20 protein-coding genes are annotated in these 20509 nt (G+C 65.3%); 11 read left to right on the top strand and 9 right to left on the bottom strand.

Annotated elements, in window-relative coordinates; genetic code table 11:
- Positions 1-37: 37 nt before the first annotated feature.
- Complete coding sequence (locus TQ38_RS06360; RefSeq protein ID WP_043976288.1) at positions 38-2800, bottom strand: valine--tRNA ligase; 2763 nt, start codon at positions 2798-2800, stop codon at positions 38-40.
- A gap of 171 nt (positions 2801-2971) precedes the next feature.
- Between TQ38_RS06360 and TQ38_RS06365 the strand changes: the two genes are divergently transcribed.
- The 5 genes from TQ38_RS06365 to TQ38_RS06385 all read left to right on the top strand — a co-directional run bounded on the left by TQ38_RS06365 (position 2972) and on the right by TQ38_RS06385 (position 7427).
- Complete coding sequence (locus TQ38_RS06365) at positions 2972-4087, top strand: MlaE family lipid ABC transporter permease subunit (protein WP_043976286.1); 1116 nt, start codon at positions 2972-2974, stop codon at positions 4085-4087.
- Positions 4084-5001 (top strand): ABC transporter ATP-binding protein, encoded by a 918-nt coding sequence (locus TQ38_RS06370; RefSeq protein ID WP_043976284.1) that lies wholly within the window; start codon positions 4084-4086, stop codon positions 4999-5001. The genes TQ38_RS06365 and TQ38_RS06370 overlap by 4 nt, the downstream gene beginning before the upstream one ends.
- A 9-nt stretch (positions 5002-5010) precedes the next feature.
- Positions 5011-5949, top strand: a complete 939-nt coding sequence (locus TQ38_RS06375; protein WP_043976282.1) for an MlaD family protein — start codon at positions 5011-5013, stop codon at positions 5947-5949.
- 11 nt (positions 5950-5960) lie between these two features.
- Positions 5961-6581 carry an ABC-type transport auxiliary lipoprotein family protein gene (locus tag TQ38_RS06380; protein ID WP_043976279.1) on the top strand — a complete coding sequence of 207 codons (621 nt, stop codon included), beginning with the start codon at positions 5961-5963 and terminating at the stop codon, positions 6579-6581.
- Positions 6582-6878: 297 nt separating this feature from the next.
- Positions 6879-7427 carry an outer membrane protein gene (locus tag TQ38_RS06385; protein WP_043976278.1) on the top strand — a complete coding sequence of 183 codons (549 nt, stop codon included), beginning with the start codon at positions 6879-6881 and terminating at the stop codon, positions 7425-7427.
- Between the two features lie 162 nt (positions 7428-7589).
- Here TQ38_RS06385 and TQ38_RS06390 read toward each other — a convergent pair whose 3' ends face one another.
- From TQ38_RS06390 to crcB, 5 genes are read right to left on the bottom strand one after another with little or no spacing between them, the layout of a single operon-like run.
- Positions 7590-8282: an ATP12 family chaperone protein gene (locus TQ38_RS06390; protein ID WP_043976276.1), complete on the bottom strand. Its 693-nt coding sequence runs from the start codon at positions 8280-8282 to the stop codon at positions 7590-7592.
- A gap of 10 nt (positions 8283-8292) precedes the next feature.
- Complete coding sequence (locus tag TQ38_RS06395; protein ID WP_043976275.1) at positions 8293-8502, bottom strand: hypothetical protein; 210 nt, start codon at positions 8500-8502, stop codon at positions 8293-8295.
- Positions 8499-9149, bottom strand: coding sequence for an HAD-IA family hydrolase (locus TQ38_RS06400; RefSeq protein WP_043976273.1), 651 nt, complete (start codon positions 9147-9149; stop codon positions 8499-8501). Before TQ38_RS06400 ends, TQ38_RS06395 begins: the two co-directional genes overlap by 4 nt.
- Before the next feature lie 6 nt (positions 9150-9155).
- On the bottom strand, positions 9156-10532 hold the full coding sequence (locus TQ38_RS06405; RefSeq protein ID WP_043976271.1) for an RluA family pseudouridine synthase: 1377 nt from the start codon (positions 10530-10532) through the stop codon (positions 9156-9158).
- Complete coding sequence (gene crcB / locus TQ38_RS06410) at positions 10529-10948, bottom strand: fluoride efflux transporter CrcB (protein ID WP_043976270.1); 420 nt, start codon at positions 10946-10948, stop codon at positions 10529-10531. Before crcB ends, TQ38_RS06405 begins: the two co-directional genes overlap by 4 nt.
- A gap of 301 nt (positions 10949-11249) precedes the next feature.
- Here crcB and rpsU point away from each other — a divergent pair, with 301 nt between their 5' ends.
- From rpsU to gatB, 6 genes are all read left to right on the top strand, one after another.
- Positions 11250-11456, top strand: a complete 207-nt coding sequence (rpsU, locus tag TQ38_RS06415) for a 30S ribosomal protein S21 (protein WP_043976268.1) — start codon at positions 11250-11252, stop codon at positions 11454-11456.
- 179 nt (positions 11457-11635) lie between these two features.
- Positions 11636-12238 (top strand): FKBP-type peptidyl-prolyl cis-trans isomerase, encoded by a 603-nt coding sequence (locus TQ38_RS06420; RefSeq protein ID WP_043976266.1) that lies wholly within the window; start codon positions 11636-11638, stop codon positions 12236-12238.
- Between the two features lie 8 nt (positions 12239-12246).
- Positions 12247-12747, top strand: a complete 501-nt coding sequence (locus TQ38_RS06425; RefSeq protein WP_043976263.1) for an FKBP-type peptidyl-prolyl cis-trans isomerase — start codon at positions 12247-12249, stop codon at positions 12745-12747.
- A gap of 116 nt (positions 12748-12863) precedes the next feature.
- Complete coding sequence (gene gatC, locus TQ38_RS06430) at positions 12864-13166, top strand: Asp-tRNA(Asn)/Glu-tRNA(Gln) amidotransferase subunit GatC (protein ID WP_043976262.1); 303 nt, start codon at positions 12864-12866, stop codon at positions 13164-13166.
- Positions 13166-14662: an Asp-tRNA(Asn)/Glu-tRNA(Gln) amidotransferase subunit GatA gene (gene gatA, locus TQ38_RS06435; protein ID WP_043976260.1), complete on the top strand. Its 1497-nt coding sequence runs from the start codon at positions 13166-13168 to the stop codon at positions 14660-14662. Before gatC ends, gatA begins: the two co-directional genes overlap by 1 nt.
- A 1-nt stretch (position 14663) precedes the next feature.
- Complete coding sequence (gene gatB / locus TQ38_RS06440; protein ID WP_043976259.1) at positions 14664-16160, top strand: Asp-tRNA(Asn)/Glu-tRNA(Gln) amidotransferase subunit GatB; 1497 nt, start codon at positions 14664-14666, stop codon at positions 16158-16160.
- Positions 16161-16564: 404 nt separating this feature from the next.
- Here gatB and TQ38_RS06445 read toward each other — a convergent pair whose 3' ends face one another.
- The 3 genes from TQ38_RS06445 to TQ38_RS06455 form a co-directional block, all read right to left on the bottom strand.
- Entirely contained in the window at positions 16565-16867 is a 303-nt protein-coding gene (locus TQ38_RS06445; RefSeq protein WP_043976257.1) for a hypothetical protein, read from the bottom strand.
- Between the two features lie 14 nt (positions 16868-16881).
- Entirely contained in the window at positions 16882-19812 is a 2931-nt protein-coding gene (locus tag TQ38_RS06450; RefSeq protein ID WP_043976255.1) for a pitrilysin family protein, read from the bottom strand.
- Positions 19813-19924: 112 nt separating this feature from the next.
- Positions 19925-20380 carry a nuclear transport factor 2 family protein gene (locus tag TQ38_RS06455; protein WP_043976254.1) on the bottom strand — a complete coding sequence of 152 codons (456 nt, stop codon included), beginning with the start codon at positions 20378-20380 and terminating at the stop codon, positions 19925-19927.
- Between the last annotated feature and the right edge of the window lie 129 nt (positions 20381-20509).

The raw sequence follows: 20509 nt of genomic DNA on the forward strand, positions 1-20509 counted from the left end.
CCCCCGCCCGCCGAAGCAGGCGGGGATGAAACCTGACTTACCCCAGTCTTGTCAGTGCCGCCGCGAGGCGTTCCGCTTCCGCTGCATGGGCGGCGTGATCGGCGCGGGCCTTTTCGATCGCTTCGGGCTTGGCCTTTTCGACGAACGCCGGGTTATCCAGCCGTTTGCCGAGCGAATCGCGCTCCTTGATCGAGGTGGCATGGGCCTTTTCCAGACGCGCCTTTTCGGCGGCGAGATCGATCACGCCGTCCAGCGGGATCGCCAGCATCGCATCGCCTGCGCCGACCTGCATGGCAGGCCCTGCCGGCGCCGTCTCGAAGCGGATCGCGTCGAGGCGGGCGAGGCGGTCGATCGCCTTGCCGTTGCGGTCGATCACTGCGCGGGTCGTCTCGGACGGCTCTGCGAGGTAGGCGGTCAGGCGGGCACCGGGCGAGATGCCCAGTTCCGATTTGGCGCCGCGCAGGTTGCCCACCAGCGCGATCAGCCACTCGACTTCCACCTTGGCGGAAGCATCTACCTTGGCCTCCGGTGCGGGCCACTGCGCCACGATCAGCTCGTTCTCACGCGCGCCCATCTTGCTCCACAGCTCTTCGGTGACGAAGGGCATGAAGGGGTGGAGCATGACGAGGATTTGGTCGAGCACCCAGCCGGCGACGGCCTTGGTCTCGTCATCGAACTGACCCTTGATGAGTTCGATGTACCAGTCGCAGAACTGGTTCCAGACGAAGTGGTAGATCGCGTTGGCAGCGGCATCGAAACGCAGGTCCGCCATGGCCTTGTCGAGCGCGGCGACGGTCTCGACGACTTCGCCGATGATCCAGCGATTGACGGCCGAGGTGGCGGCGGGCGCGGCGACCGATGTGCTGGCGGCGATGCCGTTCGACTGGCAGAAACGCGCGGCATTCCACAACTTGGTGGCGAAGTTGCGATACCCCTCGACGCGCTTCTCATCCATCTTCACGTCGCGGCCCTGGCTCTCCATGGCGGTCATGAAGAAGCGCAGCGCGTCGGCGCCGTACTGGTCGATGAGGCCGAGCGGGTCGACCACGTTGCCCTTGGACTTGGACATCTTCTGCCCGTCGGATGCGCGCACCAGCCCATGCAGGTAGAGCCGCTTCCACGGCACTTCCTTCATGAAATGAATGCCCTGCATCGCCATGCGCGCATTCCAGAAGAACAGGATATCGAAACCGGAGACGAGCAGGTCGTTCGGGTAGTGCTTGGCGAGGAGCGAGGCGGATTGGATGTTCGTGCCCGTGCTACCCTGACCCGCTCGTGCTGAACTTGTCGAAGCACCCTCGGCGCCATGCGCAGGGCCTTCGACAGGCTCAGGCTGAGCGGGGTTGTTTTCGAGGTTGTCGGGCCAGCCGAGCGTGGCGAAAGGCCACAGGGCGGAGGAGAACCAGGTGTCGAGCACGTCCTCGTCGCGGGTCAGCTTCTTGTTGCCGGCAAGCGCCTGAGCTTCTTCCTCGGTCTCGGCGACGAAAATTTCGCCATCCTCGGCGAACCACGCCGGAATCCGGTGACCCCACCAGAGCTGGCGGCTGACGCACCAGGGCTGGATGTTCTCCATCCAGTTGAAGTACGTCTTTTCCCATGTCTTGGGCACGATCTCGATCTGCCCGGTGCGCACCGCCTCGATCGCCGGCTTGGCGAGCGTCGCCGCATCGACATACCACTGGTCGGTCAGCCAGGGTTCGATCACCACGCCGCCGCGGTCGCCATAAGGCGTTGCGATCACACGGTCCTCGACCTTTTCGAGCAGGCCGTCGTCGTCGAGCATCTCGACCACGCGCTTGCGGGCATCAAAGCGGTCCACGCCGATGAACTCGTGCGGGATCAGGCCGTCCGAGGTCTGCTGCACTTTCGCTTCGGCGTCGAGCATGTTGAGCATGTCGGCGGCCTTGAAGCCGGCGCGCTTGCCAACTTCGAAGTCGTTGAAGTCATGACCCGGCGTAATCTTCACCGCGCCCGAACCCAGTTCCGGGTCGGCGTGTTCGTCGGCGACGATGGGAATTTCGCGGCCCGTGATCGGGAGCGTTACCGTGGCGCCGCGTTCCAGCAGCGGCTTGTAGCGCTCGTCCGCCGGGTTCACCGCCACGGCCATGTCGGCCAGCATCGTCTCGGGGCGGGTGGTGGCGACCATGATGTGGCCCGACCCGTCCGAAAGCGGGTACTTGAAGTGCCAGAAGCTGCCATTGATCTCGCGGGTTTCGACCTCAAGGTCGCTGATCGCGGTCTTCAGCTTGGGGTCCCAGTTCACCAGCCGCTTGTCGCGGTAGATGAGGCCCTGCTTGTGCAGGTCGACGAAGACCCTGACCACGGCGCGCGTGAAGTGCGGGTCCATGGTGAACTGCTCGCGGCTCCAGTCCATCGAGCAGCCCAGACGGCGCAGCTGGCCGGTGATGGTGCCGCCGCTTTCGGCCTTCCACTCCCAGACCTTCTCGATGAAGCCTTCGCGCGTGTAGTTGGTGCGCTTGTCCTGCTTCGCTTCCATCTGGCGCTCGACCACCATCTGGGTGGCGATGCCGGCGTGGTCGGTGCCGACCACCCACAGCGCGTCCTTGCCGCGCAGACGCTCGTAACGGATCACCACGTCCTGCAACGTGTTGTCGAGCGCATGGCCGATGTGCAGCGAACCTGTCACGTTTGGCGGCGGATTGACGATGGTGAAGGGCGCGGCATCGGGGCGTTCGGGGCGGAAGAGGTTCCCCGCTTCCCAGTGGGCGTACCACTTGGCCTCGATTCGGGCGGGATCGAAAGTCTTGTCGAGTGCGGCTTCTGAAATCTCTTCGGTCATGGCGCGGGGCTTTGCCAGTGCGCGGGTTTGCGCGCAAGAAGCCAATAGTGCTGCATTGCCACGGTTTTGCCGCAAGCGGCTGGCAAGCATGGTGCGAAACGTAAACGACACAATTCGTCGCAGCCGTGGAACCTCTTGCCGGTCCACGCTTTTTCCACGATACGAGCGAACATGCGGGAATGGGCTGACTTCACCCTGTCGGAAAACGACCAAGGCGGCGACCATGTCCTGGCGCTCAAGGGGCCGCTTCGCGTGCATTCCCTGGGCAATCTCGACGCTAAATTGGCCGGTCTCAGTGGGAACTTCACGCGGGTCGACATGTCCGGCGTCACCGATATCGACACCACCGGCGCCTGGCTCGTTACCCGTTATGCGGGCGAACGCGGCCTCGAAGTCACCGGTGAGAGCGAGCAGGCGCGCCGCCTTTTCGCCGCCATCGGCAACATGGAAGAACCGGCGACAGAGCCGGAACCCGAACTGTCGCTGATCCCCCGCACCCTTGCCGACCTGGGCGATATGGTGGCGTTGTGGGGCAATGGCCTTTACAAGCTGATCGGTTTCCTCGGCGAACTCATCATCGCGTTCGGGCAGGTCATCCGCCGGCCTTCGCGGCTGCGCGGCACCGCGTTGATCTTTCACATGCAGTATGTGGGCATCAACTCGCTGTGGATCGTAGGCCTGATGAGCTTCCTGATCGGCATCGTTATCGCCCAGCAGGGCGCGGTGCAGCTCGCGCAGTTCGGCGCCGAAATCTATACCATCAATCTGACCGGCCGCCTTTCGATGCGCGAACTGGGCATCTTGATGACCTCGATCATGGTCGCGGGCCGCTCCGGTTCCGCTTTCGCCGCGCAGATCGGCACCATGAAGCTGACCGAGGAAGTCGACGCCATGCGCACGATCGGCGTCTCGCCGATGGAAGCGCTGGTGGTGCCGCGCGTGCTGGCCTCGATGCTGATGATGCCGCTGCTGGGCTTCTATTCCTCGGTGCTGGCGATCATCGGCGGTGCCACGATCGCCAATTTCGCGCTCGACATCCCGTTCTGGACCTTCCTCCAGCGCACGCAGGAAGTGGTGCCTATCACAGACGTCTGGATTGGCCTGATCAAGGCTCCGGTCTTCGCGCTGATCGTGGCGCTGGCGGGCTGCTATCAGGGGATGCAGGTGACGACCAACGCCGAGGAGGTGGGCGCACGCACTACTCAGGCGGTGGTCACCGCGATCTTCACGGTCATCGTGCTCGACGCGTTTTTTGCCATCTTCTTCACCAAGATCGGCTGGGCATGACCGACCTTTCCCCCGCAACCTCCGATGACTTCCCGATCGTGGTCGAAGGCCTGCGCAACACCTTCGGCGATCATGTGATCCACGAGGATTTGCAGCTTAAGGTCCGCCGCGGCGAGATCCTCGGCGTGGTCGGCGGCTCGGGCACCGGCAAGTCGGTGCTGATGCGCTCTATCATTGGGCTGCAGCAGCCGACCGCCGGCGAGATAACCGTTCTGGGCCACAAGATGGGCGATTCGACCGAGGAAGACTCGATCGACCTGCGCTCGCGCTGGGGCGTGTTGTTCCAGGGCGGCGCGCTGTTCTCCACGTTGACCGTGGGTGAGAACGTGGAGGTGCCGCTCAAGCAGTTCTTCCCGGAAATCACCGACGAACTGCGCAGCGAGATCGCCCGCTTCAAGGTCCGCCTTTCCGGCCTGCCCGAGGAAGCGGCGTTCAAATATCCTAACGAGCTTTCGGGCGGCATGAAGAAGCGCGCCGGCCTGGCCCGCGCCTTGTCGCTCGACCCTGAACTTTTGTTTCTTGACGAGCCGACCGCCGGCCTCGATCCGATCGGTGCTGCCGCATTCGACAGCCTGACCCGCGAACTCAAGGAGACGCTGGGACTGACCGTGTTTCTGATCACCCACGATCTGGACACGCTCTACGCCATCTGCGACCGGGTTGCGGTTCTGGCCGACAAGCAGGTTATCGCGGTGGGCACGATCCCGGAACTTCTGGCGCTCGACCATCCGTGGATTCAGGAATATTTCAACGGCCCGCGCGGCCGTGCGGCGCTGGCCGGAAAAGGCGACCCGGCGGTAACGCCGGAACAGGATGCGGCAAAGGCCGTTGAACCGTCTTCGGCCTCTCGCGAGGTGGAGCCGGCCGTTATGGACGGCGCCGACAGCATAGATATCAGAAAGCCGGGGGCATAGGTCACAGCGATGGAAACACGGGCCAATCACGTATGGGTCGGAGCCGTCACGCTGGTGCTGCTGGCGGCTCTGGCAGTGTTCGTCATCTGGATCGCACGCCTTAATGAAGGCAGCCAGAACGAATACGACATCTTCTTCAAGCAGTCGGTAGATGGTCTCGCGAAGGGTTCGGAGGTCAGCTATGCCGGCGTGCCGGCGGGGCAGGTAACCCGGATCGAACTGTGGCCGCAGGACCCCAGCTTCGTGCGCGTGCGCGTCAAGGTGGACGAGAAGGTTCCGATCACGATCGGCACTACCGCCACCGTGCAGGGCAGCTTCACCGGCGTTTCCGACATCCAGCTGGCCGGCGCCGTCAAGGGCGCGCCGCTCATCACGGAGCCGGGACCGGAAGGCGTGCCGGTGATCCCGACCAAGCCTGGCGGCTTCGGCGAAATCCTGAGCAACGCACCGCTGCTTATGGAGCGGCTGGCTACGTTGACAGAAAACCTCAATCAGATGCTGTCCGAGGACAATCGCAAGTCGATAACGGGCATCCTCAAGAATACCGACAAGATGACCGCCGACCTCTCGCAGGCGACGCCGGAATTCCGCGCGACGATGGTGGAGATGCGCGGAACCCTCGCGCAGGCGACGCAGACGCTCAAGGCGTTCCAGGGCGTGGCCGGCAAGGCCGACGATCTGCTTGGCGGTGAGGGCAGTTCACTGGCCGACCAGCTGCGCAAGACCCTGGCTTCTGCGCAGAAGTCGATGGAGCAACTCGACAGAACGATGCAGCACGCACAGCCGGCGCTGGATCAGGTGTCGCAGCAGACGCTGCCCGCCGCCGAAGCCGCGATCCGTGATCTGCGTGCGACCAGCAAGGCGCTGCGCAGCGTCACCGAGAAGATCGACGAGCAGGGCGCAGGCGCGCTGCTCAAGGGGCAGAAGCTGCCCGACTACAAGCCGTGAAGGAAAGCGTGATGACCCGCTTGCACAAGATCCGCGTAGGCAGCATCTATCGCGCCGGCTTCATGGCTGTCGCGGCTGCGCTCACCCTGTCGGGTTGCGTCAGCCTGGGCACCAAGCCGCCGGACGAACTGCTGCGCCTCACCGCGCAGGAAACCGCGCCAGCGGGCGCAACGTCCAGCGGTCAGCTGAGTGAAGCGATCGTCGTCCTCGATCCCGAGGCGGATCGCGGGCTGGACGTGCTGCGCGTGCCGGTTATCGTTGATGCCTCCAGCGTGGCCTATCTCAAGGACGCGCTGTGGATCGAAAAGCCTTCGCGCCAGTTCCGCTCCGTGCTGGCGGAAACGCTGCGTGCGCGCACCGGGCAGCTGGTGGTCGAGGGCGGCGATTTTGAGGTCACCGGAAGGACCATGATCGGCGGTCGCCTGCTGCAGATGGGCTACGATGTGCAACGTAGCGCCGTTATCGTGCGCTTCGACGCGATCCGCACCGATCGCGGCGGCGCGCCGATCCAGTCACGGCGGTTCGAGGCCGTGGTGAGCGGAGTGGAAGCCAAGGCCAAGCCCGTAGGCACCGCACTCAACCAGGCGGCGAATGACGTTGCACGGCAAGTTGCGGACTGGGTGAAGGGCTGAATGGAAGGGTTTCTGCGGGCTGCGCGCCCGTAGGAACCGTCAGGCCGATAATAAAGGCCTGAGGGCTGAAAATAGTTTGGTAACGCTCTGGCAATAATTCTGAATTGGCGTGAAATCCCCATGGATCATGGCGGAAACGCAGTTCTTCGTCTGGTTTCGTTGTGACTTATTAATCACAATGACGTTTCCATGACACCTTGTTGCAACTCCATGGTTTGACGGCAAATTCTCCCCGGCTAAGGGGCGCGGGCCCGCTGCTTTCGACGGCGGGACGATAAGAATTCGCAGGAGCATACCATGAAGAAGTTCGTCACCGCAGCGGCCGCCGCCGCGCTGTTCGCCGTTCCGGCTGCCGCCAACGCACAGGCTTTCGTTCAGGCCGAAACCGGCCTCGACGTGATCTCGGTGCAGGGCGAGTCCGACGAAGGCCTCAGCTACGGCGTGACTGCCGGTTACGACATGCCGCTGTCGGGCGGGATGTTCGTTGGCGTGCAGGGGACCGTCGCCGACAGCACCACCAAGGAGTGCGTCACTGCCGGCACCGAGCGCGCCTGCATCAAGACCGGCCGTGATCTTTCGGCCCTCGTGCGTCTGGGCACCACCGTTGGCGAGAAGAGCAAGCTCTACGTCCTTGGCGGCTACACCAATGCCCGTATCCGCGCCACCTACACCGACGGCACCGACCGCTTCAGCGAAGGCGCGAACGGCGACGGCTTCCGTCTCGGCGCGGGCGCCCAGTACGACCTGAGCGAGCAGCTCTTCGTGAAGGCTGAGTACCGTTACTCGAACTACGAATCCGACTTCAGCCGCCATAACGCGCTCATCGCGCTGGGCGCGAAGTTCTGATCTCAAGAAGAAGAGCGGGCGACCCCATGCGCTTGCTCTGACAGGAGGCCCGCCCCGGATTTGTCCGGGGCGGGCTTTTTTGTGGGTGGGGAAGGGCCGCTGCAGTCCGGGCAGCAGGAATTTACAGCGGGGGAGCTAAGGCACGCAGCTATGCGCGGCTCCTTACCGTGCCAGTTCGACCAGCTTCATCGCCAGCTTGAAGGCCGCGAACCGCGTGACGCGCAGTTCGGTGGCTTCCCAGTCCTCGCCCCAGAGTTCGACTTGCCAGTCGGCTTCCAGTTCGGCGGCCTTCCACAAAACGTCGGCATCGGCATTGGGGCGAATCGCCTCCAGTGCGATGACCAGCGACGCGGAGAGGCTGGAGAGCATCTTCAACGCGGCCAGTTGGAAGTCGTCGCACGCTTCCAGTTCAGTCCGCAGACGCGCCAGCGTGGCGCCGGGCTGGGGCTTGTGCATGATGCCTGAGACGCGGGTGAAGCGCACGCCAAGGCGCGCCTCGAAGGCGGACAGCAGCGGTTCCCAGATTTCCGTCTGGCGCTTGTACAGCGCTTCGTCGGGATCGGCGCGGTAGCACAGCGTATCGGTCTCGGCGTAGGGCACCAGTTCGGCGATCACGGCGTCGTGGTTGCTGGCGATGGCGTCGATCGCGAAGTCCGCAAGATCGCGGAAGCGGAAGGTGGAGGCCTCGATCGTTTCGCCCTGGCCGGCCCATTCGGCGGCGAGGGCTGCGGCCAATGCCTCGGTCGGCACGATCTGCGCTCGCCCCCCGGCAGTGCGGATACCGCGTCCGTCGAGAACCGCGCGCCAGCCGCCGTCGGCCTGCTCAATGCTGGCTTCCTTATAGAATCGCTTCATCTGGATCGCTCTATTTAGGGGTGCGCCACTTGCGGGCCATTTTCACCGGAATGACGAAGATACCGACGAGGCCAATGGCGAGCATCAGGTAGGCGATCCAGACTGGAGCGCCTGCGAACAGGCGGCCGTTCGCCATCAGCATACCCGCGATCACACAGGCGACGCCAAAGATGCGCGTCACCTGGATCATGGCGAAGCGGGCGGCGGCCGGGTCGCTCATGCGAGAAGGTGCGCCAGAAGCAGCGCAGGGCTTTCCACCACGATCTCGGCGCCGGCCTCGGTCAGTTCGCGCGGGTGGTGATAGCCCCAGTCGACACCGATGGCGCGGACTTGCACGGCGCCGGCCATCTCGATGTCGTAGACGGTATCGCCGATCATCACCGCCTCGGCCGGCTGAGCGCCGGCTTCGAACAGCGCCTGCTCCAGCATCGCCGGATGGGGCTTCGAGGGGTGCCGGTCGGCGGTCTGAAGCGTGACGAACAGATCGGCGATGCCGTTGGCGGCGAGGCAGTGGGTCAGGCCCCGGTCGGACATTCCGGTCGCCACGCCCAGCGTCCACCCGGCGCTGTGCAGGCCGCGCAGGGTGCCCTCGATACCGGGGAACAGCGGCTGGGCGACGCGGCCCTGTTCACGCGCGGAGCGGAACGAGAGCTTGTACGCCTCGGCCATGGCGTTCTGCTGCTCGGTGTCTGATGCGGGCAGAAGCTGGCGGATCGCCTGCGGGAGCGAGAGCCCGACCGCGCGCCGGATCGCCCCGCGCGAGGGTGCAGGCAGCGAGAAGGCCGCGAACGCCGCCTCCATCGCCTCGCAGATCGGCGCCTGGCCATCGACCAGGGTGCCGTCGCAGTCGAATACCGCCAGTTTCATCGCTGATCAGCCCCGGCCGCGCGGCGCGCCTCGGGGGGCGCCGGACGGCTTGCGGGCCGCGCCCGCGCTGCCGCCGGTGCGCGGACCGGTCGGCTTGCCGCCGCCCGGACGTGCCGAGGGACCGCCAGCACGCGGGCCGGAGGGCTTGCCAGCCGGTTTGCCGAACGACTTGCCAGCAGGCTTTGTGCCGGGCTTGCCAACAGGCTTGCCGCCCAGCTTGCCGATGGCCTTGGCGCCGGGCTTCGCCGAAGGCTTGCCCGAACGTACCCGGCCCGAGGGGCTGTCGCTGCGGTTATGGCGCTCGCCGCGGCGTTCCTTGCGGTATTCCTTGGCGTGCTGCTTGGCGGCCTTCTTGCGCTCGTCCTTGGTGAACTCGTTCGATGCCTCTTCCGGCATTTCACCTTCGGATTCCTCGAAGCCGAGCTGTTCCAGCGAGTTGGCGAAGTGTTCGGGCAGGGGCGCGGTCACGTCCAGCGGGGTGCCGTCCGGATGCTCGATGATCAGGCGGCGCGCGTGAAGGTGCATCTTGCGGCTGATCGAGCCGGTCAGGAAGGCTTCCTGGCCGCCGTACTTGCCGTCGCCGACTATGGGGTGGCCGATCGCCGCCATGTGGACGCGCAGCTGGTGGGTGCGGCCGGTCAGCGGGTGCAGTTCGACCCAGGCGGCGCGGTTGCCGGCGCGGTCGATCACGCGGTAGCGGGTGCGCGCGGTTTGGCCTTCCTTCTCGTCGACATGCATCTTCTCGCCGCCGGTGCCCGGCTGCTTGGCGAGCGGCAGTTCGATCATGCCTTCGTGGATGTGTGGCACGCCGACCACCAGTGCCCAGTAGATCTTGCGCGCGGTGCGCCCCGAGAAGCGCTTGGAGAAGAACGCGGCGCTGCCCGGCGTGCGGGCAATCAGCAGGACGCCCGAGGTGTCCTTGTCGAGCCGGTGGACGAGGCGCGGGCGCGGCCCGCGCTCCACATAGGCGTCGAGCAACCCGTCGACGTGCTCCTTCTGGCCGGAACCGCCCTGAGTGGCGAGGCCCGGGGGCTTGTTCAGCACGATGGCGGCGCGGTCCTGCGTCAGCACCATCGAATCGGCGAGCGCGATCTCTTCCTCGGTCAGTTCGCGGCGCGGCATGTCGGCGCCGCCGAGCCCCGGCTTGGCCTCGCCGCCCGGCGGCACGCGCAGTATCTGGCCGGCGGCGAGCCGGGTGTCGACATCGCCGCGCTTGCCGTCGATGCGGATCTGGCCGGTCCGCGCCCAGCGAGAGACCATGGCGAAGCCGATGTTGGGCAGGTGCCGCTTGAACCAGCGGTCGAGCCGCACGCCTTCATCGTCTTTGCCGACAGTGAACTGGCGGACGGAATCGGTAGTTTCGGGGGTATTGCCGGGCTTCATGCCACGCTCCGCATCATGATAAGGCCGAGGAACAGGCTGGCGAAACCCGCGACCAGCGAAAGGCCGCAATAGAGTGCAGCCGTACCGACATTGCCGCGCTCGATGAGCGTGATGGTGTCGAGGCTGAACGACGAGAAAGTAGTGAAACCGCCGAGTACACCGACGGCGAGCAGCAGGCGTGTCGCTTCGCCATGCATCCCTGTTCCTTGGCCAAACCTTGCGAGCGAACCTGCGAGCAGGCCCATCAGAAGGCTGCCGGCGATGTTCACCGTCAGCGTGCCGTAAGGAAACGCACCGGCGCGCACGGGACCGAGCGCGGCGCTCCAGCCCCGGCCGACGAGGAAGCGCAGCCAGGAGCCAAAGGCACCGCCGCACGCCACGTATAACGAGGCTGCAAGAAAGGAAGGTTGGGGCATGGCGCCCGCCTTAGACGCGAATCGGCAAATTTCCAACCGTGGTGGGCATGGCGGGCGGATTGCTATATATAGAGCATCACGTGATCGCGGTATCGGGATGAGCCTGATGGCTTTTCCCGGTGCTTTTGCAGCTGCAATTGGCCCTTAGGACTTGTCTTCAAGGCGTCACTTTGGTAACGGGCCGGCCATTCGAGCCGTACCCTCGCCGGTTGCGGCCTTGGTTTGGCTCTAGGATTCGCGGTTCGACTCGCCGAAAGGTGTGGGTCGGGCCCCGTTCGTATTTTGTGAGGTGTGTCGGTTTATGCAAATTCTCGTTCGCGACAACAACGTCGATCAGGCTCTTCGTGCGCTCAAGAAGAAGCTGCAGCGTGAAGGCGTGTATCGTGAAATGAAGCTGCGCCGTCACTTCGAGAAGCCGTCCGAGAAGCGCGCCCGTGAAAAGGCCGCTGCTGTGCGTCGCGCCCGTAAGCTGGAGCGTAAGCGCATGGAGCGTGACGGCGCCAAGTAAGCGCTGTTTCCTGCGCTTTTGCGCAGGGCACCTCGAAATCGCGGCTTGCGGCTTGAACGCCGCGCCGGGTTGAGCCATGAGGGCGCGGAATTTCACTTCCGCGCCCTTTGTGCATGCGCCTTTCGGGCACGAATCACTCTTCGACTACCCACCTTATCTAAAGAGTTAGAGGGCTATCCATGACCGAGATCACCCGCGTTGCGCTTCAGCCGATCACCAAGGGTTCGCTTACCAAGATCTGGCTGGGCGTTGCCGTGGTGGCTCTGGCAGCCGGCGGTATCGCTTATGCGGCACTGCCGCCGACCCCGACCGTCAAGACGCTGAGCGCGGGCACGGGCGATTCGCCGACGATGGAAGACGTCGTGCTCATCAACTACAAGGGCATGCTTCAGGACGGCACCGTGTTCGACCAGAACAAGGGCTACCCCAATCCGGTCGCGCAGTTCGTGCCCGGCTTCAGCAAGGCGCTCATGAAGATGCAGCGCGGCGGCAAGTACATGGTCGAGATTCCCTCGGCGCTGGCTTACGGCGCAAATCCGCCTGCCGGTTCGGCAATTCCGGCCAACGCCGATCTGAAGTTCGAAGTCGAACTGCTCGACTACAAGAGCCTTGCCGAAATCCAGCAGCAGCAGCGCATCATGCAGCAGCTTCAGCAGATGCAGCAGCAGGGCGGCGCTCCCGGCGCGGTCCCCGGCATGCCGGGCGCTCCCGGTGAAATGCCGGGCGCTCCCGGTGAAATGCCGGGCGTTCCGGGCGCGGCTCCGGCTCCGGTCCAGCCCTGATCGTTTCGATGATGCCTGGTAACGCCGGTCGGTTGGCGGCTCTCGTTCTCGTGGCGGCGGTGTCTTTGGGCGCCGCACCCGCGCAGACTTCTCCGGCGGCTCCGACCCCGGCGGCTGCAACTGCCGCGCCCAAGGTCCGCGTGGAAACGCTGACCGCCGGTACGGGTGAGAAGCCGCCCGAGCATTCCTATGTGCTCATCAACTACAAAGGCATGCTGCCGGACGGCACAGTGTTCGACCAGAACCAGCAGATGCCGATGGCGCTGGATGAGGTCGTCCCCGGCTTCGCGCTGGGCCTTGTCCAGATGCAGCGCGGCGGCAAGTACAAGCTGACGATCCCGCCCGAACTGGGTTACGGGGCGCAGGCATCCGGCCCGATCCCGGCAAACGCGACCCTGGTGTTCGAGATCGACCTGCTCGATTTCAAGACGCCCGAGGAGATCGCCGTCCTGATGCAGCAGATGCAGGCCCAGCAAAGCCAGGCTCCCGCTCCTCAACCGGGGCAATAGCCGCCGCTGCCGGCGCGCCCGTGCTTGAAGCCGGGCGGCCCCGATGCTAGCGCGCGCAATCGAATACCGCCCCGGCGCCAAGCCTTGCGCGCCGGGCTAAACCGTGAAGGAAAGCCATGTCGGTCGATACCGCAACCGTGGCGAAGATCGCCAGCCTCGCGCGCCTCAAGGTGAGCGAAGCCGAGCTTGAGGCGATGGTGCCCGAGCTGAACGGCATTCTCGCCTGGGTGGAGCAACTCGGCGAAGTCGATGTCACCGGCGTCGAGCCGATGACCGCCGTCATCCCCAACACCCTGCGCCTGCGCGAAGACGTCATCAACGCCGACCCGCTGACTGGCGGCGACCGGCGCGACGCCGTGCTGGCCAACGCCCCCGCCGCGCAGCATGGCTTCTTCGGCGTGCCCAAGGTGATCGAATAATGCCAAATTCGTCCAACTCAATTACTGATCTCGGCGTTGCCGCCATCCGTGACGGCGTTGCCGCCGGCCAGTTCTCCGCCGTCGAGGTGGCAGAGGCGTTCAACGCCAACGTCGCCGCCGCACAGAGCGCGCTGAACGCCTTCATCGTCGCCACTCCTGAAAAGGCGATCGAGGCCGCAAAGGCCGTCGACGCCGCGCGCAGTGCCGGTCAGGCGCTTGGCCCGATGGCCGGTGTGCCGATCGGCATGAAGGACCTGTTCGCCACCGAAGGCGTGCAGACTACTGCTGCCAGCCACATGCTGGAAGGCTTCGTGCCGCGTTACGAATCGACCGTCTCGCGCAAGCTGTGGGAAGCGGGCGCGGGCATGCTCGGCAAGCTCAACCTCGACCAGTTCGCGATGGGCTCCTCGAACGAATCGAGCTATTTCGGCAACGTGATCTCGCCGTGGCAGCGCCCCGGCAGCAATGCGCAGCTGACGCCGGGTGGTTCCTCGGGCGGATCATCGGCAGCGATCGCGGCGCGCCTTGCGCCTGCTGCCACTGGCACCGACACCGGCGGTTCGATCCGCCAGCCCGCCGCCTACACCGGCACCGTGGGCATCAAGCCGACTTACGGGCGCTGCTCGCGCTGGGGCGTGGTGGCTTACGCCAGCTCGCTCGACCAGGCCGGTTCGATGGCGCGCGACGTCACCGACTGCGCGATCATGCTGGAGGCGATGGCGGGCTTCGATCCCAAGGATTCGACCAGCCTCGACCTTGCGGTTCCGGCATGGACGGCCAGCCTTTCGGGTGATCTCAGGGGCAAGAAGGTCGGCATCCCGCGCGAATACCGCGTCGATGGCATGCCGGCCGAGGTCGACGCGATCTGGGAGCAGGGCATTGCCTGGGCGAAGGACGCGGGCGCTGAGGTGGTAGAGGTTTCGCTGCCGCACACCAGGTATGCGCTGGCCGCCTATTACATCATCGCGCCTGCCGAGGCGTCCTCGAACCTCGCGCGGTATGACGGCGTGCGCTACGGCCTGCGCGATCTGCCCGACGGCGCCGGTCTGCAGGACATGTACGCTGCCACCCGCGCCGCCGGTTTTGGCGACGAGGTGAAGCGCCGCATCCTGATCGGCACTTACGTGCTCTCGGCGGGCTTCTACGACGCCTATTACACCCAGGCCCAGAAGGTCCGCACGCTGATCTCGCAGGACTTTGCGAAGGCGTTCGAGCAGGTCGACGTGCTGCTGACCCCGACCGCGCCGAGCGCCGCCTTCGCGCTAGGCGAGAATGTCGACGATCCGTTGTCGATGTACCTCAACGACGTGTTCACCGTGCCGGCCAGCCTCGCCGGTCTGCCTGCGATGTCGGTGCCTGCGGGTCTTGACGCACAGGGCCTGCCGCTTGGCCTGCAGATCATCGGCCGCCCGCTCGACGAGCAGGGCGTGCTGAACGCCGGCCTCGCGATCGAAGCCCGCGCCGGGTTCACGGCCAAGCCTGAGAAGTGGTGGTAATATGAGCACGTATCGCATCCAGGGCGCCACCGGGGACTGGGAGGTCGTGATCGGCCTAGAAGTCCACGCGCAGGTCACTTCCAATTCCAAGCTGTTCTCCGGCTCGGCTACAGCCTTCGGGGCGGAACCGAACAGCCAGGTGTCGCTGATCGACGCGGCGATGCCGGGCATGTTGCCCGTGCTGAACGGCGAATGCATCCGCCAGGCCGTGCGCACCGGCATGGCCATCGACGCGCAGATCAACAAGTGGTCGCGCTTCGACCGCAAGAACTACTTCTACGCCGATCTGCCGCAGGGCTACCAGATCAGCCAGCTTTACCACCCGATCGTCGGCGAAGGCTCGCTGACCATCGAGGCGGACGAGAAGGCCGGCATTCCCGAGGCCAAGGTCATCGGCGTGGAGCGTATCCACGTCGAGCAGGACGCGGGCAAGCTGATGCACGATCAGCACCCGACGATGTCCTATGTCGACCTCAACCGTTCGGGCGTGGCGCTGATGGAAATCGTCAGCCGTCCCGACATGAACTCGCCCGCAGAGGCTGGCGCCTATCTGTCCAAGCTGCGCACGATCCTGCGCTATGTCGGCTCGTGCGACGGCAACATGGACCAGGGCTCGATGCGCGCCGACGTCAACGTGTCGGTGCGCCGCCCCGGTGACGAACTGGGCACCCGTACCGAGACGAAGAACGTCAACTCGGTGCGCTTCGTCATGCAGGCAATCGAGCACGAAGCGAACCGTCAGGTCGACGTGATCGAGGGCGGCGGCAAGATCGTGCAGGAAACCCGCCTGTTCGACCCGAACACCGGATCGACCCGCTCGATGCGCTCGAAGGAAGACGCGCACGACTATCGCTACTTCCCGGACCCCGACCTGCTGCCGCTGGTACTGGAGGATGCATTCCTCGAGGACTGCCGCGCATCGCTGCCCGAACTGCCCGACGCCAAGCGCGCGCGCTACGAAGGCGAACTGGGGCTTTCCGCTTACAACGCCGCCGTGCTGACCGCCGACGTCGACACGTTCCGCTGGTTCGAGGCGCTGCTCGCGGAAACTGCGTTGGCACAGGACAAGCAGCCCGCCGAAGTCGCCAAGCAGGCGGCCAACTGGCTGATTTCCGAACTGTTCGGCGCGCTCAACAAGCTGGGCAAGTCGCTCGACGAATCGCCCGTCAGTCATGAACAGGCGGCGGAGCTGCTGGGGCTGGTCGGCAAGGGGACGATTTCCGGCTCAATCGCCAAGCAGGTGCTGGAGACCATGCTGGAAACCGGCGAAGGCGCCACCGCCATCGTCGAGCGCGAAGGCCTGAAGCAGGAAAGCGACACCGGTGCCATCGAAGCCAAGGTGGACGAGATCCTCGCCGCCAATGGCGACAAGGTGGAACAGTACCGGGGCGGCAAGGTTGCGCTGTTCGGCTTCTTCGTCGGTCAGACGATGAAGGCCATGCAGGGTAAGGCCAACCCCGGCGTCATCAACGAAATCCTCAAGTCCAAGCTGGGCTGAGGCAGCTATGCGGCGGTGACCGAGGGTTGCCGCCGCTATCCTGCAATCCCCCTATAGTGCGCTACGTGTTGCACCTGCGTAACACCCCGGCGTTGTTAAGCATCGACAGCGGCGGTCCACCGGTGTTTCCGCAATAATACGCTTGTCTTCGGCAACGCTGGTGTTATCGATTGCGCCGGAAGGACGGGGGGTCTTTCCAACTATTTCATGACATGTGCGCGGTTACGCGCACGCCAAATGCTGCGCATGCGAAGCGCGCGCATAGGTATGGTCGGAGACCGACGCTGCGGCGCGGGGGCACTCCGATCCTGCCGCACGAGCTCACCTGGGGGGGTGAGGGAGCCCGGTACTGCGCCCAATGGAGCGCGCGGTGCCGGGCTTTCGTGTATTGGGGCGGCCCGGTTTTATGCCTGCCGCGTTCCCGTCAGGTCCATCGAACCGAACATGCCGGCCTTGATCTGCCCGGTCAGGCTATCGCCTTCCACCGTGGCCTTGCAATCGAGGTCCATCGGCATCGGCATGGTCATCTTCATCGACCACGCCAGCGATTGCCCGCTGATGCGCCCGTCGGTGATATCCATGCTGCCCAGATCGCCCGTGATGTGCCCGGTGAAGCTGTCCGCTTCGCCGGGCACCACGGTGAGCACGCCCTTCTGTTTGCCGAGCGGCGTGTTGGTCACGCAGTCGTAGGTTCCTGCAACAGACATTCGGGTGCTCCTTACTATTGTTCGCCTTCGTCGCCGGTGGCGCTGGCGGCCTCGCGGACCTCTACGGGTAAACCGAGGCCCTTTAGCTGCGGTTCCACGATCTTGCGATCTCCGACGATCACCCAGGTCAGGTCGGCGGGTTGCAGGTACTGGCCGGCGGCTGCGCCGATTCGCTTGGCATCGATGGCACGGTAGGTCGCGGCAAGGCGCACGTAGTAGTCTTCAGGCCGGGCCAGCCGGTCGTTCTTGACGATGGCGGACAGGACCGCGCCGTTGGTTTCGAACTGGGTCGGCAGGGCGCGGATCGCGCCTTCGGTGACGCGCTGGTATTCCTCAGCGGAAACCGGCTGTTTGGCCGGGAAGGCCGACATGTCCTTGATGATCGCGCTGATCGAATCGCCGGTGCGGTCGGCCTGCACCGGCGCCATGATCTGCAGCGCGCGCGGGCCGATGGACTGGGTCACCCCGGTGCGCACGCCGTAGCTCCAGCCCTTGTCCTCGCGGATGTCGGCATTCAGGCGCGAGAGGAAACCGTTGCCGACCACGTCATTGGCCAGCATCAGCGGCTCCTCGCCCGGGGTGCGACCGGTTAGCGGCAGGACGCGTCCTGCGTAGATCACCGACTGCGGCGAATTGGGTCGGTCGATTAGAACGATGCGCGATGCAGGCGCGGGCGTCTGCGCATCAAGCACCTTTACCGGTTTGGCGGCGGCCGGGGCTTTCCACCCGCCGAGCGCCTTTTCCAGAAGCGGCTTCAATTCCGCCATGGTGACGTCGCCGACGACGGTGATCCGGGCAAGGTCGGGGCGCAGCCACCTGGCATGGGCGGCGCGCAGGGCCGAGGGGGTCAGCGCGGCCAGCGAGATCCTTGTGCCAAGACCGTCGCCGGGCTGGGCATAGGGATGACTGCCGTAAAGTTCGCCGCTGAGCGTGCGGGCAGCGAGGGCGCTGGGCGTCGATTCGGCCTGCGCGAGCTGGGCTTGCGCCTGTCCGCGGGTGCGGTCGAAATCGGCCTGCGCGAAAGCGGGATGCAGCAGCAGGTCTGCGGTCAGCGCCAGCGAGGGCGCCAGATTGGCGCTCAGCGCGGTCAGCATCACGCTGCTGGTGTCGAGGCTGGCCGTGGTGCCGATGGAGGCGCCCAGACGTTCCTGTTCCTCGGCGATCTGGGTGGCGTTGCGGGTCTTGGTGCCTTCCTCCAGCATGTCGAGCATCAGGCCCTGTGTCCCCGGCGTGTCGAGCGCGTCGGCGGCGAAGCCTGCGTCGAAGTCGATGGAGAGGACCAGCTTCGGCACTGCGGTGCGGCGCGCCAGAACCACCGGGATGCCGTTCGACAGGGTGGTGCGCTCTATCGCCGGGAAGGCGAGTTCGCCCACCGGCGCGACCGGGGGTGAGGTGCGCTTGGGCGCCGGAGCCAGCTTGGGCGCCTTGGCGCGGGCGTCGGCCGGCGGAGCGGCGGTTTCCTTCTCATCACCCCAGCCGCCCATGACGTTGCCGTTTTCGGTACGGGCCCCGGGCACGATGGCCAGCTTGTAGACCGGACGGCTCAGCCATTTGCGCAGCGCTTCGTGGACGTTCTGCGGCGTGAGGGCGGCGATGGCCTGGAGGTCGGCCTTGTACTTCGCGGGGTCGCCGGAATAGACCTGCCCTTCGGCAAGCGTCGCGCCCTTGCCGGAAAAGCCGCCGACTTGTTCAAGACCGCCGATTTCGGCCGAAAGCGTGCTGACGACGGCGCGGCGTACTTCGTCCTCGCTCGGCCCACGGGCGACGAAATCGGCGATGACCTTGTCGAGCGCGGCTTCGGCGGCGGTGCGTTCGACGCCGGGCTTCACGTCCATCGAGGCTTCAAGCACGCTGACCTGCTGGTAGACCTGCGCCGAGGCGCTGACCGATACCGCCTGCTGCGATCCGCGCACCAGCGCATTGTCGAGCTGCGAGCTGGCAAGGCCGCCAAGGATGTGCATGCCGACGCGCAGCGCCGGGGCATCGGCATCGTTGAGGCCGGGCCCGCTCCACTGGCGGGTGAGGCGCAGCACGGGGACCTGGTCGGTCATGTCGCGTGAGATCGGCGCGGGCAGGGTGACCGGACCGGCCTGCACGGGCGCCACTTCGGGGCCCTTGGGGATGTGCCCGAACCATTTTTCCACCTTGGGCTTCGCGGTGGCCGCATCGATGTCGCCCGAGAGCACCAGCACCACGTTGTTCGGGCCGTAGTGATCGGTGAACCACTTACGCACGTCGGTCAGCGTAGCGGCGTCGAGGTCTGCCATCGAACCGATGGTGGAATGGCGGTAGGGGTGGCCGACCGGGAACAGACCATCGGCAACGGCATATTCGGCAAGGCCGTAAGGCTGGTTGTCGCCCTGGCGCTTCTCGTTCTGGACAACGCCGCGCTGCTTGTCGAGCTTGTCCTGGGAGACGGCGGGCAGCAGCGCGCCCATGCGGTCGCTCTCCATGAACAGCGCAAGGTCCAGCGCGCCGGTGGGCACCGTCTCGACGTAATTGGTGCGATCGTACCAGGTCGAGCCGTTGGTCGGCGTTGAGCCTGCGCCTTCCAGCGGAATGTCGAAGCTGGGGACATTGGCCGAGCCGCCGAAGAACAGGTGCTCGTACAAATGCGCGAAACCGGTGTGGCCGCGCGGCTCGTTCTTGGAGCCGACCTTGTAATAGAGCGTGACGGCGACGATCGGTGCCTTGCGATCGGTGTGGACGATCGTGGTCAGCCCGTTGGGCAGCACGAACTTTTCGAAGGGAATGTCGACGCGCGACACGAGTTCCTGAGCGGATACTGCGCCTGCCACGGGGGCCGGAGCGGAGCGATCGCCGTTGTCCTGTCCCGGAGCGACAGCCGGTGCCGGCGGTGTTCCGGGCGGGCCTGCGGCGGCGCAGGCGGAAAGGGCAAGGGCGGCGGCAAGAGCGCTCAGGCTCGGCGTATGGGAAAGTCGCATTGGCCAAGCGTAGCAGCTTGTTCGCCGGGGGCCAGCCTGCCTGTGCATACCCCGAAAGATATCGAAGGGCGCTGTCGTCGTCCCGGATCGAGTCCGGGACGATGTAGGGGTATCAACCCCGCTTGAAGATCTGGCCAGAATCGAACATTGAAATGCGCCATTCGCCGTCTGCGTCCCGGCGGCATTCCATCTTCACATCCGCCACGGCCAGAGGGTCGCAGTAGGTGTCGAAAGGTCCGTCGCCGAGCGCCGCGAAGAAAACCAGCAGATAGCCGACTTTTGCGTGGTCCGCGTCGTCGAAGCTGACGCGCAGGGAGGTGATTATGTGGCGCATCGTCATCAGCCCCGCGCCGCTGCGCATTGCCTCGGCCCGGCCGCTATAGAATTCCTCCACCGCTTCCAGTCCCTCGCGCCACTGGCCGCCCACATTGTAGCGCACGTCCTGCGTCAGGCAGTCGGCCGCGCGCATCGAAAGGCCGTTGTGGATGTCGAGTTCGTCGCCCCACTCGTAGACCGCCTGCTTGACCGCAAGCACGTCCGCCGCCTGCTGGGGAGTGAATTTTGCCACGATTATTTGCCTCTTCCCGCTCGATTATCCGGCGGAGGCTAGGCTACCCGCAGGGACAAGGCCAAGTCCTGATCGACAGTATTGTTCATTACCGCCCCTGCGAACCTGCCGCTCAAGGCCCTCTGGCAA

It is taken from the genome of Novosphingobium sp. P6W, from assembly GCF_000876675.2.
Lineage (GTDB): Bacteria > Pseudomonadota > Alphaproteobacteria > Sphingomonadales > Sphingomonadaceae > Novosphingobium.

Excerpts from the sequence above, each read along its gene's own strand:
- TQ38_RS06380 (WP_043976279.1), top strand. The coding sequence starts at position 5,961 with ATGACCCGCTTGCACAAGATCCGCGTAGGCAGCATCTATCGCGCCGGC.
- TQ38_RS06420 (WP_043976266.1), top strand. The coding sequence starts at position 11,636 with ATGACCGAGATCACCCGCGTTGCGCTTCAGCCGATCACCAAGGGTTCG.
- TQ38_RS06390 (WP_043976276.1), bottom strand. The coding sequence starts at position 8,282 with ATGAAGCGATTCTATAAGGAAGCCAGCATTGAGCAGGCCGACGGCGGC.
- gatA (WP_043976260.1), top strand. The coding sequence starts at position 13,166 with ATGCCAAATTCGTCCAACTCAATTACTGATCTCGGCGTTGCCGCCATC.
- gatC (WP_043976262.1), top strand. The coding sequence starts at position 12,864 with ATGTCGGTCGATACCGCAACCGTGGCGAAGATCGCCAGCCTCGCGCGC.
- TQ38_RS06405 (WP_043976271.1), bottom strand. The coding sequence starts at position 10,532 with ATGAAGCCCGGCAATACCCCCGAAACTACCGATTCCGTCCGCCAGTTC.
- TQ38_RS06385 (WP_043976278.1), top strand. The coding sequence starts at position 6,879 with ATGAAGAAGTTCGTCACCGCAGCGGCCGCCGCCGCGCTGTTCGCCGTT.
- TQ38_RS06370 (WP_043976284.1), top strand. The coding sequence starts at position 4,084 with ATGACCGACCTTTCCCCCGCAACCTCCGATGACTTCCCGATCGTGGTC.
- gatB (WP_043976259.1), top strand. The coding sequence starts at position 14,664 with ATGAGCACGTATCGCATCCAGGGCGCCACCGGGGACTGGGAGGTCGTG.
- TQ38_RS06425 (WP_043976263.1), top strand. The coding sequence starts at position 12,247 with ATGATGCCTGGTAACGCCGGTCGGTTGGCGGCTCTCGTTCTCGTGGCG.
- crcB (WP_043976270.1), bottom strand. The coding sequence starts at position 10,948 with ATGCCCCAACCTTCCTTTCTTGCAGCCTCGTTATACGTGGCGTGCGGC.
- rpsU (WP_043976268.1), top strand. The coding sequence starts at position 11,250 with ATGCAAATTCTCGTTCGCGACAACAACGTCGATCAGGCTCTTCGTGCG.
- TQ38_RS06395 (WP_043976275.1), bottom strand. The coding sequence starts at position 8,502 with ATGAGCGACCCGGCCGCCGCCCGCTTCGCCATGATCCAGGTGACGCGC.
- TQ38_RS06400 (WP_043976273.1), bottom strand. The coding sequence starts at position 9,149 with ATGAAACTGGCGGTATTCGACTGCGACGGCACCCTGGTCGATGGCCAG.
- TQ38_RS06375 (WP_043976282.1), top strand. The coding sequence starts at position 5,011 with ATGGAAACACGGGCCAATCACGTATGGGTCGGAGCCGTCACGCTGGTG.
- TQ38_RS06365 (WP_043976286.1), top strand. The coding sequence starts at position 2,972 with ATGCGGGAATGGGCTGACTTCACCCTGTCGGAAAACGACCAAGGCGGC.
- TQ38_RS06360 (WP_043976288.1), bottom strand. The coding sequence starts at position 2,800 with ATGACCGAAGAGATTTCAGAAGCCGCACTCGACAAGACTTTCGATCCC.
- TQ38_RS06445 (WP_043976257.1), bottom strand. The coding sequence starts at position 16,867 with ATGTCTGTTGCAGGAACCTACGACTGCGTGACCAACACGCCGCTCGGC.
- TQ38_RS06450 (WP_043976255.1), bottom strand. The coding sequence starts at position 19,812 with ATGCGACTTTCCCATACGCCGAGCCTGAGCGCTCTTGCCGCCGCCCTT.